This window comes from Paenibacillus sp. J22P15, assembly GCF_056269345.1.
In genome coordinates this window covers 156,104-173,216 of record NZ_JBWDNT010000005.1, presented here as the reverse complement: position 1 = coordinate 173,216, position 17,113 = coordinate 156,104, and the positions used below count along the sequence as shown (strand labels likewise).

Annotated in this window: 16 protein-coding genes and 1 pseudogene; 5 read left to right on the top strand and 12 right to left on the bottom strand. The window is 46.1% G+C overall.

Annotation, left to right across the window (positions count from 1 at the left end; translation table 11 throughout):
- Positions 1-117: 117 nt before the first annotated feature.
- Complete coding sequence (locus tag AC0YN6_RS14480; RefSeq protein ID WP_190865494.1) at positions 118-336, top strand: alpha/beta-type small acid-soluble spore protein; 219 nt, start codon at positions 118-120, stop codon at positions 334-336.
- Between the two features lie 108 nt (positions 337-444).
- On the opposite strand, the gene AC0YN6_RS14475 is transcribed toward AC0YN6_RS14480, so the two are convergent.
- The 12 genes and pseudogenes from AC0YN6_RS14475 to AC0YN6_RS14420 all read right to left on the bottom strand — a co-directional run.
- Complete coding sequence (locus AC0YN6_RS14475) at positions 445-1,011, bottom strand: lytic transglycosylase domain-containing protein (RefSeq protein WP_475747657.1); 567 nt, start codon at positions 1,009-1,011, stop codon at positions 445-447.
- Positions 1,008-1,604: a dephospho-CoA kinase gene (coaE, locus tag AC0YN6_RS14470; protein ID WP_475747656.1), complete on the bottom strand. Its 597-nt coding sequence runs from the start codon at positions 1,602-1,604 to the stop codon at positions 1,008-1,010. The genes AC0YN6_RS14475 and coaE overlap by 4 nt, the downstream gene beginning before the upstream one ends.
- A gap of 15 nt (positions 1,605-1,619) precedes the next feature.
- On the bottom strand, positions 1,620-2,336 hold the full coding sequence (ytaF, locus tag AC0YN6_RS14465; protein ID WP_475747655.1) for a sporulation membrane protein YtaF: 717 nt from the start codon (positions 2,334-2,336) through the stop codon (positions 1,620-1,622).
- A 137-nt stretch (positions 2,337-2,473) separates the two neighbouring features.
- Positions 2,474-3,319 (bottom strand): DNA-formamidopyrimidine glycosylase, encoded by an 846-nt coding sequence (gene mutM, locus AC0YN6_RS14460; RefSeq protein WP_475747654.1) that lies wholly within the window; start codon positions 3,317-3,319, stop codon positions 2,474-2,476.
- Positions 3,320-3,367: 48 nt separating this feature from the next.
- Positions 3,368-6,046, bottom strand: coding sequence for a DNA polymerase I (gene polA, locus AC0YN6_RS14455; RefSeq protein ID WP_475747653.1), 2,679 nt, complete (start codon positions 6,044-6,046; stop codon positions 3,368-3,370).
- 302 nt (positions 6,047-6,348) lie between these two features.
- On the bottom strand, positions 6,349-7,008 hold the full coding sequence (gene phoU / locus AC0YN6_RS14450; RefSeq protein ID WP_475747784.1) for a phosphate signaling complex protein PhoU: 660 nt from the start codon (positions 7,006-7,008) through the stop codon (positions 6,349-6,351).
- A gap of 109 nt (positions 7,009-7,117) precedes the next feature.
- Positions 7,118-7,873 (bottom strand): phosphate ABC transporter ATP-binding protein PstB, encoded by a 756-nt coding sequence (gene pstB, locus AC0YN6_RS14445; RefSeq protein ID WP_475747652.1) that lies wholly within the window; start codon positions 7,871-7,873, stop codon positions 7,118-7,120.
- A 12-nt stretch (positions 7,874-7,885) separates the two neighbouring features.
- On the bottom strand, positions 7,886-8,761 hold the full coding sequence (gene pstA, locus AC0YN6_RS14440; protein ID WP_475747651.1) for a phosphate ABC transporter permease PstA: 876 nt from the start codon (positions 8,759-8,761) through the stop codon (positions 7,886-7,888).
- Position 8,762: 1 nt separating this feature from the next.
- Entirely contained in the window at positions 8,763-9,626 is an 864-nt protein-coding gene (gene pstC / locus AC0YN6_RS14435; protein ID WP_475747783.1) for a phosphate ABC transporter permease subunit PstC, read from the bottom strand.
- Positions 9,627-9,816: 190 nt separating this feature from the next.
- Positions 9,817-10,818, bottom strand: a complete 1,002-nt coding sequence (locus tag AC0YN6_RS14430) for a PstS family phosphate ABC transporter substrate-binding protein (protein WP_475747650.1) — start codon at positions 10,816-10,818, stop codon at positions 9,817-9,819.
- 100 nt (positions 10,819-10,918) lie between these two features.
- Positions 10,919-12,199, bottom strand: a complete 1,281-nt coding sequence (locus AC0YN6_RS14425) for a methyl-accepting chemotaxis protein (protein WP_475747648.1) — start codon at positions 12,197-12,199, stop codon at positions 10,919-10,921.
- 299 nt (positions 12,200-12,498) lie between these two features.
- Positions 12,499-12,600 (bottom strand): annotated as a pseudogene (locus tag AC0YN6_RS14420) (beta-galactosidase); the annotation flags it as partial.
- Between the two features lie 109 nt (positions 12,601-12,709).
- On the opposite strand from AC0YN6_RS14420, the gene AC0YN6_RS14415 reads away from it, so the two are divergent.
- The 4 genes from AC0YN6_RS14415 to AC0YN6_RS14400 all read left to right on the top strand — a co-directional run bounded on the left by AC0YN6_RS14415 (position 12,710) and on the right by AC0YN6_RS14400 (position 17,113).
- Entirely contained in the window at positions 12,710-13,558 is an 849-nt protein-coding gene (locus tag AC0YN6_RS14415; RefSeq protein WP_475747647.1) for an AraC family transcriptional regulator, read from the top strand.
- Positions 13,559-14,659: 1,101 nt separating this feature from the next.
- The gene (locus AC0YN6_RS14410; protein WP_475747646.1) at positions 14,660-15,853 is read left to right on the top strand and encodes a M20 family metallopeptidase; all 1,194 of its coding nucleotides are present in this window, start codon (positions 14,660-14,662) and stop codon (positions 15,851-15,853) included.
- Between the two features lie 43 nt (positions 15,854-15,896).
- Positions 15,897-16,655 (top strand): threonine/serine exporter family protein, encoded by a 759-nt coding sequence (locus AC0YN6_RS14405; RefSeq protein WP_475747645.1) that lies wholly within the window; start codon positions 15,897-15,899, stop codon positions 16,653-16,655.
- A 29-nt stretch (positions 16,656-16,684) separates the two neighbouring features.
- Positions 16,685-17,113, top strand: coding sequence for a threonine/serine exporter family protein (locus AC0YN6_RS14400; RefSeq protein WP_475747782.1), 429 nt, complete (start codon positions 16,685-16,687; stop codon positions 17,111-17,113).

Below are 17,113 nucleotides of genomic sequence, written 5' to 3'. Positions count from 1 at the left end.
GCAAGAGCCTCATAATCTGGACTCTTTACAAAATATTTTTATTTCCATGTAATTCCTGTAATGAAGTTCTGATTTTTGCACATAATACTTTTACCAACCGCAAGGAGGTGAACATACATGAGCGCATCCCGCAGCAGTAACCAATTGGTAGTACCACAAGCGACAGCAGCACTTGACCAAATGAAATATGAAGTTGCTCAAGAGCTAGGCATCGCTATTCCGCAAGACGGATACTACGGCAACATGGCTACAAGAGACGCAGGCTCCATCGGGGGATCCATTACCCGTCGCCTAGTGCAAATTGCCGAGCAATCCCTTGCTGGTCAATTCAAATAATGATTCATTTAGAGTTGTATGAATAACCGAAGCTTTGGCTGGGCTCGTCCATGAAGTGACGAGCCTCCAAGGCTTCATTGTATTTTCATTATGGTCAAGGAACATCCTTTAAAAACTTGGATATAAGTCCTTGTACTTATTATAATAGTAAAAGACCCTTTGCACATAGTGCCTAGTTTCACCAAACGGTATTTCATTAACCGATTTGATAGTCCCGTCCCATTTTCCCGAGTCAAGCCATTTCCGAACATTGCCTGGACCTGCGTTATAAGCAGCGATTGCGGCAATTTTATTTTGGTCAAATTGTTGCGTTAGAGACCTCAAGTACCACGCGCCTACCTCAATGCTAACGTCCGCACGATGCATAAGCATATCTTCCGTAACTTCCTTAAATCCTGCTTTTTGAACGACCCACGCTGCTGTATCAGGCATAATTTGCATTAAACCCAATGCGCCTTTCTTCGATTCCCGGCCTGTCTCATAATTGGATTCACTGCGAATGATCGCAGCAACCAAATGCGGCTCAACCTCATAGTTAGAAGCACTCGCTCGAATGTCCTCTTTATAATGTATCGGATACATCAACTCCGCAAGCCAATCTGATTTGAGAAATAAGATTGTCATTAAACCGAGCAATAGTACGAGCAGCACTCTTTTCTTTTGGAGTATTCTCATGACGAGCACTTACTTTTCCAAAATTGATCCAGCTGACGTTTCGTCTCCTCCAGCGACCCGCTGTTATCAATGACCCAATCCGCACGCTGTCTCTTCTGTTCGATATCCATTTGCAGAGCTACTCGCCTGCTTGCTTCTTCCTCTGACATGCTGTTTCTTTCCATTAATCGCTTTTTCTGAACTTCAGCGGGTACGTAGACCACCAATATGCCTTCGTATAACTGTTCCTGCTTGGTTTCATACAGGAGCGGCACATCCGCAACGACTAATCGTTCAGGAAATTGTTCCGCATAGGTATGTATTTTTTGCTGCATTCTCGAGCGAATAGCTGGGTGGGTTATCGCTTCGAGTCTTGCTAGTGATTCTTTATCGCGAAACACGATTTCGCCGAGAGCCTTCCTGTTAAGAGAACCGTCCGTTTCGAGGACAGCTTGTCCGAACGTAGAGGCAATTGCCTCTAATGCTGATTCTCCCGGAAGGACAACCTCCCTTGCGACTTGATCGGCATCGACCAGCAGTGCACCGCGTTCCACGAGCATATTCGCAATAGTGCTTTTACCGCTGGCAATACCGCCGGTTAATCCGATTATCATCCATTTCACCTCAAATTATAACAACTTCATGATTCCCATCATGATTAATAATATGCCTGGCAACAAAGATAATGTTTGCATGCCCTTCCAAGCTGAGAAACGAAAGCCAAAACGTATGCCTCCGACTAGAAAAAGCGCACTAGCCGCCGCTATAGTTAAAGCCGTAAGTAATGAAGGCAATCCGATCAATGCAGCGCCAAGCCCTGCTCCGAAGGCATCAAGTGATAATGCAACGCCGAGCATAACAGCTTCCGATGCAGAGATCGTTCCTGATTTGTCGACATCCGCCGATTGAGGCGTTCGCAAAATCTGAATGACCAGCCCAAGACGCTTCAGCTCCACCATAACGACGAGTGCTGCACTCGCAATTTCTCCAGCATTCGTTTTTGTAACAGCTTCCGATGTTGCTGCACTTTGTTGCAAGGTAGCCTCAACAGAATCGTTCATCTCATTATTTTGCTTCCCTCGCCTAAGCTGCAGCAGCGCCCAGGCTCCAATCAGCATTAGCACGCATGCTCCGATAAGACGCGCGACGAATTCTGACAGAAATCCAGTTAGAAATCCGCCAACCTGCATCGACAAGTAAATAATAAGACCCGAGCAGCAAGCAATGATCAATACCGACAGCAATGGGATGCGAATTCTCCGCAAGCCATAAGTAACACCAACACCGAATCCGTCTAAACTTACTGCAAAAGCAAGAACTAACAGCGAAACAACATGCGCGAACAATGTTATAGTCCCTCCCCGCACAACGGCTATCTTGCTCACATAAAGCTGTGAGTAGACATTCGCCTATTGTTCGTAACACAATCATCATATGCGGGGAGGATTTGACTGTGCATGTCGATGAGCATTTGCTGCTTTTCTTACTCTTTTCCTGATTTAGTTAGCGTCTGACATTTACTGCAAATATGCGTACCTCGACCACCAACAACAAATTTTTCGATCGGCTTTGCACAGGATGGACACGGCTCATCCTTCTTACCATACACAAGCAATTGATGCTGGAACATTCCCATCTCGCCTTGCCCGTTTACGTATGATTTGATCGATGACCCGCCTGCTTCCACCGCATGCGCCAGCGTGGAACGGATAGCTTCGTATAGCCGTTTCCATTCAGCAGGCGTAAGCGTATTAGGCGTTCGTTCAGGATGTATACGTGCCTGGAACAAAGCTTCATCTACATAAATGTTGCCCAAACCGACAACATGTTCTTGGTTGAGCAGCAGCGGCTTAATCTTTGTCGCGCGTTTCTCCAGCTTCCCTCGCAGTGCTTCCAGCGTAAATGCTTGCTCCAGCGGTTCTATGCCGAGTTTGTTAAGCGGTGGAAGCTCAAGCTCTTGTCCTTCCTTGAATAGATGCATCGTGCCGAACTGCCTGACATCCTTATAACGCAAGTCCGTTCCATCTTCAAAATGAAAAATGACATGCGTATGCAGCTCAAGCGGTTCTTCGGACGGGAATACCCCGTATCGACCTTCCATACGCAAGTGCGACACAAGAACGAGTCCGTCCAGAATGATACGCAAAAACTTACCGCGGCGTTCAACGGTTTGGATCGTATGTCCGACAAGTGCATCTGCAAACTGTTCGGGCTCTGCAGGACGCTGTATAATACGCGGGAGTCTAACGGTTACAGATTGGATTTGTTTTCCCGCTACAAGTTCAATTAATGTTCGTCTTACTGTTTCTACCTCTGGCAATTCAGGCATTTCTCTTCACCTCAACTACCATTATACCCGAAACTGCCCGCCAGCGGGTTACTTTGCCTCATACCAATTGTCACCGAAACTCATATCTGCCTTCAGCGGAACATCAAGCTTGAGCGCTCCCGCCATCACTTCAGGTACAAGCGTCTTCATGAGCTCCAACTCCTCCTGCGGCACTTCGAATACGAGCTCATCGTGTACTTGCAGAAGCATGCGGCTCTTCAGCTTGCGTTCACGCAGCGCTGCATCCATATGCACCATTGCCAGCTTAATAATATCTGCCGCGGTACCCTGAATAGGTGTATTCATGGCCGTTCGCTCTGCGAAGGAACGCAGATTGAAATTTGAGGCGTTAATATCATTTAGGTACCTTCTCCGCTCTAGCAGCGTCGCAACATAACCGTCGCGCTTAGCTTGCTGAACGATATCGTGCATATATTGGCGAACACCTTTGAATACTTCCTTGTAATCGGCAATAAACTTTCCTGCTTCATTACGAGAAATACCAAGGTTCTGCGATAATCCAAAGTCACTGATGCCATACACAATACCGAAGTTGACCGCCTTGGCCGAGCGGCGCATATTGGAATCGACCTCTTCGGCCGTAACGCCGAATACGTCCATCGCGGTCTTCGTATGAATATCCATATCCTTGATGAAAGCTTCTTTCATATTCTCATCATCTGCGATATGAGCAAGCACCCGAAGCTCAATCTGTGAATAATCGGCAGCTACAATGGACCAGCCCGGCTCAGACGGCACAAAAGCTTTACGGATTTGGCGTCCTTCCTCCAGCCGGATCGGAATGTTCTGCAAGTTAGGGAACTGACTGCTTAGTCGGCCCGTAGCCGCAATCGTCTGGCGGTAATACGTGTGGATTTTGCCCGTTTCCTTACGTACCTCTTTAAGCAAACCTTCCACATAAGTGGACTGAAGCTTCGAGAGCTGGCGATAATGCAAAATGAGCGGGATGATCTCGTGATACGGCGCCAACTCCTCCAGCACCTCAGCATCAGTTGAATAGCCCGTTTTTGTCTTTTTCTTAGCCGGCAGGCCAAGCTTCTCGAACAATACCTCGCCAAGCTGCTTAGGTGAGCCGATATTGAATTCCAGACCGGCAAGCTTGTATACGCTGCTTATGATCGTTGTCAGCTGACCTTCCAAATGGCGTCCAAGCGACTCCAGCTCCTCGGACTTCACCTTAATGCCCAAAAACTCCATTCCAGCGAGAATACGTGACAACGGATGCTCCATGTCAAAATAAAGCTTGCTCATCCCCGTGTTGCTAAGCTCTTCGGTTAACAGAGGCACCAGCTTCCGAACCGCTTCCGCCTTCAATGACAAATGACGATACAGCGTCTCTGCATCCGGCACTTTGAACTTCGCACCTTTGCCGTAAACTGCCTCATCCGGCGGCAAAGTCGATAGTCCTTGCTTCTCATTAATGCCGCTGAGCGTCTGGCTGGCCTCGGTAGGATCAAGCAAGTAAGCAGCCAGCTGCACATCAAAAGCAGAACCCTCAAATTTAATCCCGCTCCACTTGAGCGCGAGCTCGATCTTATGCAAATCAAAACCGTACTTCGGCTTGTCCGCTTGCTCAAGCCAGTCACGAAGCTTCGCTGCAAACGGCTGCTTGAGGACAGAGTAAGGCATCGCGTACACGGCCTCTTCAGTCGCAATCGCTAATCCAATCAGCTCTGCATGATGCGGATTTTCACCTATCGCTTCAATATACAAGCCATTCTTATCCGTCTTCTCAAGATGCTGAATCAGATTATCCAGCGCTTCAGCATCTTTATCCGACTCGATGATATGAATATTCAGATCAGCAGCCGCTTCTTCGGCTTCCTTCTCCATATCGCCCGCTTCCGCACCCAATTGCAACCGCTCAATTAGCGATTTGAATTCGAGCTTACGGAACGCCTCAGCCAGCTCCCGGCCATCATACCCAGCATAACGAATATCATCGATGGACTTTTCAAATGGCACTTCACGGTAAATCGTCGCCAATTTTTTGCTCATCGTGGCGTCGTCCTTGTGATTCTCAATATTTTCCTTCAATTTGCCTTTCAGCTTGTCCAAGTTATCAAGGACACTTTCCACTGAGCCATGCTCATGCAGCAGCTTAAGCGCGGTCTTCTCGCCTACACCCGGCACTCCCGGGATATTATCGGAGGTATCACCCATAAGTCCTTTGAGATCAATAATTTGCATCGGTACCAGGCCGTATTTTTCTTGAATCGTTTCAGGCGTATATAGATCCACTTCACTGACACCTTTACGAGTAACAGCGATCGTAACCTTCTCTGAGGCAAGCTGAAGCATATCCTTATCTCCGGTCACGACAAAGGTTTCGATACCCTTCTCATCGGCTGCTTTCGTTAACGTGCCGATAATGTCATCCGCTTCATAGCCCGACAGCTCAAATTGCGAAATGCTAAAAGCTTGAAGCAGCTCTTTAAGCACCGGGAATTGTTCGGATAGTTCCGGCGGTGTCTTTTGTCTTCCGCCTTTATATTCTGCATAGCCTTCATGGCGGAACGTGATCTTGCCGGCATCAAATGCAACAAGGACATGCGTTGGCTTTTCTTGCTCAAGCAGCTTAAGCAGCATCGTCGTGAATCCAAAAATCGCATTCGTATGTTTGCCAGATGAGTTAGTCAGTGGCGGTATTGCAAAAAAAGCTCGGTAGATTATACTATTTCCGTCAATTAGCATCCATTTTTCCATAAGGGATCAACACCTTCTTTATGTAACATTCATACCTGTAAGTATAACACAAAAAGGGCTTTTCCCAAGCATCGCAGCAAGAGAGAGCCCTTTTTATTACAATTGTTACTCAACCCGTTCCTACATCATCAATTGCGATCTGATAACCTTGGCTTCGGTAATGCTCATCTGTCACGAAGTTGTCTCAATATCCGTTCCGTTCCTCTCCATAGCATCCCGTATATTTGATCCATTACGTCTTACTTTATAAAAAAACCGTCCAGCAACTAGGCTTCGACGGTTTCAGCATGGTTTGAAATTAACTATACGTTCAAATCCGGACGACTGCCCGTTACGAGATATACGACGCTCTCACCGATGTTCGTTGCATGATCGCCGAATCTTTCGAGATAGCGACCGACAAAGCTCAGAAGCGATGACTGTGTAATGTTGCGAGGGTTTTCCATCATTAGTGAATAAAGCTCACGAGTAATCTGTCCGTAAAGGGCATCGACTTGATCGTCATCCTTAGCCATTTTATAAGCTAGATCCACGTTTTCCTGAATAAATGATTGAATAGACTCATAGGTCATCAGCTGAACAATTTCTGCCATACGCGGCAGATCGATTAACGGTTTAATAAGCGCTTGCCCCTCTAAACGCAACACAACCTTTGCGATATCAACAGCCAAATCGCCCATACGCTCCAAATCACTCGCGATTTTGAACGCGGACAAAATGCGCCGCAAATCCTTGGCAACTGGTTGCTGCGTGGCAATAAGCTTCGAGCCGATTTCCGTAATCTTCTCTTCCATTTGGTTGAGTGACGGGTCCAGCTTTATTACCTGCTGCGCACGGGCAACATCAACGGATTTCAACGCTTCCATCGATTCAACGAGTGCTTTTTCCACAAAAGTACCCATATCGATCAACAAATTATGAAGATGCTCAAGTCCTTGGTCAAACTCTTTACGTGTGGCCATCATGAACGGCATTCCTCCTAAATAGGTGTGTAAAACATCTTACATTGCAAGCCTAAACATGATGCTCGTAGCTGCTGGAATATCCGCTATTACTGCTAACGCGTTCCGCTTAGCCGAATCTTCCGCTAATATAATCCTCTGTGCGCTGATCCGTTGGATTGGAGAACAGTTTCTCCGTTTCCGAATATTCAATAACCTCGCCATTTAGGAAAAATACCGTTTGATTAGATACACGTGCTGCTTGATGCATGTTATGTGTAACCATTACAATCGTATATTTATCCTTCAATTCTTGAGCAAGCTCTTCGATTTTAAGCGTTGAAATAGGATCAAGTGCAGAAGTCGCCTCGTCCATCAGCAAAATATTCGGATTCACTGCAAGGGCGCGAGCGATACAAAGCCGCTGCTGCTGTCCGCCGGATAGACCGAATGCGGAGCGCTTCAAATGATCCTTAACCTCATCCCACAATACAGCCGATTTCAAGCTCGTCTCAACAATTTCATCGAGCTCGCGCTTGCTCGTAATGCCATGCAGGCGAGGACCATACGCCACATTATCGTAGATCGATTTCGGGAAAGGGTTCGGCTGCTGGAATACCATGCCTACCTTTTTGCGCAACGTTTCTACATCAACCTCGTTCGAATAAATTTCTGTACCGCCAATCGCGATTCCGCCCTCGATGCGAGTGCCCGGAATCATGTCGTTCATACGGTTTAATGTGCGAAGCAAGGTTGATTTGCCGCAGCCTGATGGCCCAATGAAAGCTGTGATTGCCTTCTCTGGAATCGTAAGTGTTACATCCTTCAAAGCGTGGAAAGCGCCGTAAAATAAATTCAGCTTGTTAATATTAATAAGTGCTTCCATATCGTTTTCCTCCTAAATGTTCTTCTGATACTTGTTCCGAAGTAAAATAGCCGAGAAGTTCATAAGCAACAACAGCGCTAGCAAAACGATAATACCGCTGGCCGCAAGCTCCTTGAATTCAAGCTGAGGCTTAGACAACCAGTTGTACACTTGAATTGGAATAACCGTAAACGAATCCATAAGACCATCAGGTAAAAAGGCTACGTAAGTAAGTGCTCCGATCATAACAAGCGGTGCCGTCTCTCCTATTGCCCGCGACATGGCGAGAATAACGCCGGTTAACACACCCGGAAGTGCCGAGGGCATAACGGAACGAGATACGGTTTGCCATTTCGTTGCGCCTAGCGCGAACGAGGCATCACGACGTGATTTCGGAACAGCGCGAATCGCTTCTTGAGCGGATACGATAATAATCGGAAGCACAAGCAGCGTCATTGTAAGCGCCCCTGCAATAAGACTGCGGTCAAGCGAGAGAAGACGAACGAACAAGGTTAAGCCCAAGATACCGTATACGATAGACGGAACGCCCGCTAGTGTACTGATATTAAGCTGAATGATCCGAGTAATTCTGCCCTTCTTCGCATATTCCTCTAGGTAAATCGCAGCTCCTACTCCAAAAACAAAGGAAATCGGCGCCATAATAAGCAGCATGTAAATCGTCCCGACCAGCGCAGATTTCATTCCGGCTCCATCCGCCTTGCGTGAAGGGAAGTTCGTGAATAGATCCGGCTGAAGCCTCGCAACACCATCGATCAAAATATCTATAATCAGCGCGCATAGCGCGAGAACGCCGATTGAAGTAGCAGCGACGAATAGGATATGAAGCATCCAATCCTTCTTTCGTCGATTGGCAATTTGCTTGCGGTTCGCATCTAGAAATATGTTCATCTTAGTACTCCTCTCTGAATTTTCTTGCAATGAACTGGGCAAGAATATTGAGCAGGAAAGTAATGACGAACAACGTCATGCCGACCGCGAAGATCGAACCATACTCAATCGTTCCATGCGGTGTATCCCCAAGGCTTACCTGAACGATATAGGCAGTCATTGTCTGGATACTCTCGAGCGGATTAGCCGTCATATTAGGCGTAGAGCCGGCTGCTACCGTTACGATCATCGTCTCCCCGATCGCCCTTGAGAAAGCAAGTACGGCTGAAGCCACAATACCGGAGAAAGCTGCCGGCACGACGATTTTCAAAGCAACCTCAAACCGTGTAGCTCCAAGCGCATAAGCGCCGTCCCGCAGGCTGCGAGGTACAGAGGACATCGCATCCTCACTGAGCGAGCAAACCATCGGAATAATCATGATGCCGACGACAATTCCGGCACTTAATGCGTTGAACACGCCTGCGCTTTTAAAAACGCTTTGAATAAGAGGCGTAACCAGACTTAGAGCAAAGTAACCATATACGATTGTCGGTACTCCTGCGAGAACCTCTAGAATCGGTTTAATAATTTTTCTAACCCGCTTCGGCGCATATTCAGACAGGTATATAGCACTTGCTAGGCCTAGCGGTATAGCGACTAAACACGCGATAAACGTGATCATAAGCGTACCTGACAAGAGAGGCAAAACGCCAAAGCTTTTGGGTGCAATTAACGGTGACCATTTGGTCCCAAACAAGAAATCAAAGATCGGTATTTTTTGGAAAAACTGATAGGTCTCTGTGATGAGTGTGACGACAATACCTATTGTAGTTAGAACGGATACGGAAGCGCATAAGAACAATAGGATTGGCATCACTTTATTCATGATGCTGATGCGTTCGTTTTTGAAATCATATACTTCCTTGCTCCTGGTTTGAGCCTTACTGACCGTTTTCAGCCCTTGGCTTGGCATTGCAGCGTCCTCCTTCTTGCCTTTACAATTCGTTTACATTTGTGCCGATAAAAAGGTGATGTCCCGCGAGACATCACACATTTTCATCCGGTCTGAATACTTCTTATTGAATTTTTGCTGCTTCTGCTGCATATTGCTCATCTGGAAGTGAAACATAACCAACTTCGCCAGCGAATTTTCCGATGTTGTTGATATAGTATTTAACGAATGCGTTCACTTCTGGACGCTCGAGCTCTTTATTGTTTGTGTAGATAAATAGCGGACGGGACAATGGTGCATATGATCCGTCTTTAATTGTGTCATACGTAGGTGTAACAGCGCCTTTGCCGCCATCTACAGGAACAACTTTCAATTTATCTTGGTTTTCTTCAAAGTAAGCAAAGCCGAAATAACCAATACCATATTTGCTGCCTGCTACACCTTGCACAAGTGCGTTGTCATCTTCGGAGAAGCTGATTGCTTTATCATTGCGAATGCCTTTTTTATCTAGAATAGCTTCATTAAAATAGTCATAAGTTCCGGAGTCAGCGCCTGGCGAGAACATAAGGATTGGCTCAGCAGGGAATGTATCACGAACATCTTTCCAAGTAGTAACTGTGCTGCCCGTTTCAAAAATCTTGTTCAATTCTTCAACCGTTAGGTGATCGATGAAATCATTTTCTTTGCTTACGACAACAGACAAACCGTCAAACGCTACAGATAATTCTGTAAACTCGATGCCAGCATCTTTACAAGCTGTTGCTTCTTCATCCTTGATGGGACGGGAAGCATCGGCAATGGCAATCTCGCCAGCGCAAAATTGTTTGAATCCGCCGCCTGTACCGGATACGCCTACTGGAACGCGTACGTCGCTGTGCTCTTTGTTGAATTCTTCAGCAGCAGCTTCAGTAAGCGGGAATACGGTGCTTGATCCGTCGATTTTAATTTCGCCTGACAATTTCACATTTTCACCAGCTGGTGCGTTTGTTGCTGCATTAGTTGCAGACCCTGTATTTTCTGATCCATTATTTCCGCCTTTTGTATCATTGCCACATGCAGATCCAAATGCAAGCAGCGCCACCATCGATAACATCATAATTCCTTTAAAGCTCTTTTTCTTCAACAACTCTACCACTCCTCTTATTATGTCTCTAAGGGTTCGCCCCTGTGCCTCTTATACTACTAGCCGTTTGTAAACCTCGTATTCTGTTTTTGTAAACTCCATGTTAAAAATACGATTGCTGCAATTTTTTCATTTCGCCCGCTACATGAACAGCTTGCTGATGTGCCTGTTCGGATAGATCCCCAATTTTCTTCGCACTGTTTCGGTTGTCTGCTGCAGCTCTGAACAGATGATTAAATGCTTCTACAGCCTCATTGATATTTGCTTCACTAGAGATTGTCTCCATTCGACCAGTATGTGCAAGGTAAGTCGTATGTGATATGGCATTCACAATTGTAGTCGTCAAGGTTGTTATTTCATTCGCAAATTGCTTCGTTTGGCCAGCAAGCTTCATCACTTCACCAGCTACTACCGCAAAGCCCCGTCCATGCTCGCCTGCACGTGCTGCTTCTATAGAAGCATTAAGTGCGAGTAGATTACTCATTTCAGCCAGCTCTTTAATTAATAACGAGACTTTGCTTATTGAGCCGGCTTCTAATTGAAGCTCATTCATCTGCTTTTCCTGAAGCTCTGAGTTCACTGTAATGGCGTGAAAAACCTTCGTTACTTTATCAAGCTCGTTTTTACCGGAGAGAGTTAAATCTACCATATCTACCGATAAAGACTCGCCATTCGCAGTAGACTCGCGTACACTGCTAACCGCTTGTTCGATTTCCCGCACTCGCTGCTCCGCTGAGCGAATAGTGCTCATTTGCGCATCTACCGCTTCCTGCTGCAGCATTCGGGATAGCTTAAGCAAGTCCGACACGGTCAAAATGCCCGCAAGTTTGTTTTTTAACGTTACGATGACACAATCATAAAGCACGCTGTCATGTCGGCTTAAAGCACTATCTATTAACTGCTGCGGCGCATAATCATAATCCACTACGAGAGGACTCGCATCCATAAGCTTCTTAATGGGCTTGTCATCGTACAAATCTGCGCTAAAACGATGACCCAGCTTCAAGAAAAAAACATTGCGCATCATCAGACCAATCGGAGCCCCATGCTCTTCGGTTACGATGATGCACTCGCTTTCCGGGTGCTTCTTAAATACAGCAATCGTCTCACGGCAAGTTTGCTCTGCACCTATAGTTGGTGCCTTTCGCAAAAAAAGCTGCAAGCTCGCTGTGTGAGCCGCTTCTTTCTTTATTGGCTCTTCAGGTTTTGTAGGCTTTATTGCCTTTGCAACAACAGGCAGCTTCTCTTTCTCCGCAGCCTGTCTTGTTGTTTCTCTCTGTTGTTCTACCTGTTGTTTATGTCCGATAAGTGGTGTGTTTAGAGCAGTAATCTCTTTTTGCTCAACTACAGAGTGTTTCTCTTTTTCTAGAACAGTCGTTGTCACTCACCCTCACCCTTCCTACTATTACCTTCTGCACTCACTATAGGTCGTAAGCATCAAATCAAATAACTAGAAATGTTATCGGAATGTTAAATTCGACATTATTTTTTAGGAATTTTATAAATGTATGTTTGCTGTGTTCATTTGAATAGTGTGTCTTTTTGACTAGGTACAACAAAAAAAGCTGTGCTCCGCATACAATTTCTTGTACACTTCACACAGCTCTTGTTTCATTATTTTATGATTCGGAGGTCCGTTTCAAGATTCGGCAGCCTTCTCCCCGCGGTCAGTTGGAGACTCGAACTCCAATCGGTATAAGTATGACTCCAGAACGTCGTCCACCAAGCATCGTTAAGCGCTTCTAATGTACCGTATTTATTTTTCAGCCAGCCGCGGAATGCGTCCATTATCGTCTTGATTGTAGTTAGCATTGGTTATACTATAATGATATTCATATTATATCTTGTTCATTAGACTAACTATATAAAAGTAATTTCGCATGTATTTAAAAATATGAAACTGGAGGCTTGCGCTATCGATACGATGGTTTTTCCGATTTTGACAGAGACAGACAAGACTCTGCCGGTTTATCTCACGAGTATCGGACATTGGAGCAATCAAGAATCCACTGACCGTCCGAACGGATATCCTTATTTTCAATGGCTGCAGGTTATAAGTGGTTCGGGCGTTCTCCATGTTGGCGATCAGGAAATGACCGTCCGAGCTGGACAAGGATTCTGTCTGTTCCCGAATGAGCAGCATCAGTATTATTCGACAGAGGAGCCTTGGGAGATTATTTGGATGAGCTTCAGAGGCGATTTAATCGAAACGCTTTTCCGGTATGCTGGAATTACACAATCCGGTGTTTATTCAACTGCCGATCAAGATATGATTATTACCCACATGAAAAACATTTACGCGATGACGCAATCCGGCCGATCCTTTCTTGGTTTAGAATGCTCGAAGCTTGTTTACATGTTTTTACTCGATTTGATGAAGGTTATTCTTGTAAGCTCACATTCCGTGGAGCAAAACTACCTGAAGCTGCAGCCTGTTCTCGATTATATTGAAGCCCATTACAATAAGCTCATTACGATCAAGGAATTAGCAGGCTGTATCAATGTAACGCCGCAGTATCTCTGCTTGCTCTTCAAGAAAGCGCTAAAAATGAGGCCTATGGCATACGTCAATCGGGAGCGCGTCAATCGCAGCAAAGAGCTCATGTTCCGCGAGAGCGATATCAAAATGCATGAAATCGCCCAACGCGTCGGCTTCGACTCCCCCAGCTACTACAGCTCCGTATTCAAACGGCTAGAAGGGCTTAGCCCGGAACAGTTCAAGAAAATACACGGTATGCGTTAGCTCGGTGGAGGCGGGTGACGGGGCTGTAAAAGCACATGCGTGCTTACAGTCATCATATCGACGGCGGAGGTCACTAGGCGGGCTTAGTAAGAACATATATGTTCTTACAGACGCTCTGCTATTTTACTTTAAGTGCTGTAAGAACACATGCGTGCTTACAGCCAGCATATCGACGTCGCTAGCATGCCAATATAACTACATAAGAACGTATACGTTCTTACAGACGTTCTGCTATGTTGCTTTAAGTGCTGTAAGAGCACATGCGTGCTTACAGCCAGCATTCTGACGTCGGCAGGTTGCCGGACTGGCTTCGTAAGAACATATATGTTCTTACAGACGCTCTGCTATGTTACTTTATGATCTGGAAGAACACATGCGTGCTTACATCCATCATATCGACTTCGGCAGGTTGCCGGACGGGCTTCGTAAGAACGTATACGTTCTTACAGACGTTCTGCTATGTTACTTTATGAGCTGTAAGAGCACATGCGTGCTTACAGCCATCATATCGACTGCGGCAGCATGCTGGTCGGGCTTCATAAGAACGTATACGTTCTTACAGACGTTCTGCTATGTTACTTTATGAGTTGTAAGAACACATGCGTGCTTACATCCATCATTCTGAAGTCGGCAGGTTGCCGGACGGGCTTCGTAAGAACGTATACGTTCTTACAGACGTTCTGCTATGTTACTTTAAGTGCTGTAAGAACACATGCGTGCTTACAGCCATCATATCGACGTCGGCAGCATGCCAATATAACTACATAAGAACGTATACGTTCTTACAGACGTTCTGCTATGTTGCTTTAAGTGCTGTAAGAACACATGCGTGCTTACAGCCATCATATCGACGTCTGCAGCATGTCAATCTAACTACGTAAGAACGTATACGTTCTTACAGACGTTCTGCTATGTTACTTTAAGTGCTGTAAGAGCACATGCGTGCTTACAGCCATCATATCGACGTCGGCAGCATGCCAATATAACTACATAAGAACGTATACGTTCTTACAGACGTTCTGCTATGTTACTTTAAGTGCTGTAAGAGCACATGCGTGCTTACAGCGTCCATTCATATATTATTAGGAGGCTAATGACGCCATGAACGACAAAAAACTCATTTTTAATGAGATTGATCAATATGCGGAAGAGTTTCGAACGATATCACGAGCAGTGGGCAGTCGCCCTGAGCTTGGACATGAGGAATTTTTCGCATCCGAGCTGCTATGTACTGAGCTCAGAAAATACGGATTTGAGGTGGAGCGCGGCATACTTGGCATCGAAACATCGTTTATCGCCGTTTTTGATACCGGCAATGCTGGACCGACGGTTGGTTTCTTATGTGAATATGATGCACTGCCGGAAATCGGACACGCTTGCGGACATCACCTTATCTGCTCGATGAGCGTCGCTGCTGCGGTCGGTCTTAAAGCTGCTCTTCTTAGCAGCGGCATAGGCGGAAAAATCCGTATTTACGGCACGCCAGCAGAGGAAACACGCGGCGCTAAAGTGCCTATGGCAGAAGCTGGCTTATTCGATGACTGCGATTTTGCGTTAATGGCTCATCCTTATCATACGTTCGAGCGCTCGGGCGAATCACTGGCACTCGATGCCTTGCAGTTTGAATTTAAGGGTCTAGCTGCTCATGCAGCCGCAAGCCCCTATGAAGGAATTAACGCGCTGGATGCTGTGCTTCAGCTGTTTAATAGCGTGAATGCTCTTCGTCAGCAGACACGCAGCGACGCACGTATTCATGGAATTATCGACAACGGCGGTAAAGCACCGAACATCATTCCGGACTACGCGTCAGCCAAATTTTATGTCCGCTCGGCTACCCGCACCTATACGAACGAGCTTACAGCCAAGGTGCTACGCTGTGCGGAAGGCGCAGCATTGCAAACCGGCTGCACACTAACAACAAACAATTTCGAGTTCTCTTACGACGAGCTTCTTACGAATGAAGCATTATCTGAGCAATTCAATGTGAATCTTATTGAAGCAGGCATTCGCCCTGAGCAAATCGAGATCGGCAAAGATCATGGCTCGCTCGATTTAGGCAATGTTTCTGTTCGCTGCCCCGCAATCCATCCTTACGTCAAGGTCGTTCAGGATCGGCTGCTGCTTCATACTAAAGCATTTAGAGATGCTGCTATGACCGAATACGCGCTGGATGGTATGATTTTTGGAGCCAAAATGCTTGCCGCAACCGCGTTCGACGTATTTGCTGATCCTGCTCTGCTCGCCCGGATTCGTTCAGAATTCGAATATCAAATGAAGATCAGCGGTTCAGATTAAAATAAACTGACATCTACTTCGCTCGGAAATGGGGCAGGCCACAATGGATAAAAACATCATCAATAGCCATGAGATCACACAAATTTGTTTATTGGCCGGTAAAATCATCTTACAAAACGGCGGCGAAACCTACCGTGTTGAAGATACGATGGTCCGCATTGCTGCTGCCTTCGGGATCGAGAATTCCCACAGCTTCGTGACGCCGACCGGTATTATTTTTGCCATCGACGGTTCAGCCCAAATGACGAAGCTCATCCGCATTTCCGAGCGTTCGACAAATTTACTTAAAGTATCGTTAGTAAACGATATTTCCAGAAAAATAAGCACGGGTGAGCTCGCCGCTGGCGATGCACACCGAATGCTGCAAGAAATAGACTCCAATGCGTTTATTTACCCCGCTTGGTTGAAGATGTTAGCAGCTGCGCTTGCAAGCGGCTGCTTTCTTATCATGTTCCAAGGCAGCTGGAACGATTTCATTCCCGTCACACTGATCGGCGGTATTAGCTTCGGATTTCTGGTAAAGCTGCACCGATTCGTGCCGATCAAATTTTTCTCTGAGTTTATAACCGCTTTACTGATCGGCACTTTATCTGTGCTGTCCGTACATAATGGCATAGGATTTGACCTTGATAAAATCATCATCGGCTCCGTCATGCCGCTCGTACCAGGCCTGCATATTACAGCAGCGGTCAGGGACCTGATGGCGGGACATCTCGTATCAGGACTTTCAAAGGGAGCGGAAGCTTTTCTTACTGCATTCGCTGTCGGGGCAGGTATAGCTGCAGTACTCTCTTTTTATTAACCCTAACCATTCGGAGGTGTATCTCGTTGATGATTCTCGAACAGTTATTCACAAGCTTTATTGCTTCAGCGGCTTTCGGTCTCATCTTCAACGTACCGAAGCGCACGCTTGCCCATTGCGGAGCGGTCGGCATGATTGGCTGGCTCATTTATATTTCTTGTTTAGAACTTGAACTCGATACAATTCCTGCTACACTCATCGCGTCTTTTGTCGTAACCGTAATTAGTCAGCTATTTTCTAAATTATACAAAACACCCATCATCGTCTTCAGTGTGTCTGGCATCATCCCTTTAGTGCCTGGCGGACTTGCTTATGATGCGATGAGAAACGTCGTTGAAGATCAATATGATATTGCCGTACAGCTTGCTGTTGAGGCGTTCATGATCTCTGGTGCTATTGCGATTGGACTCGTATTCTCGGAAGTTATCAATCAAATCATTCGCAAAACGGAACGTTAA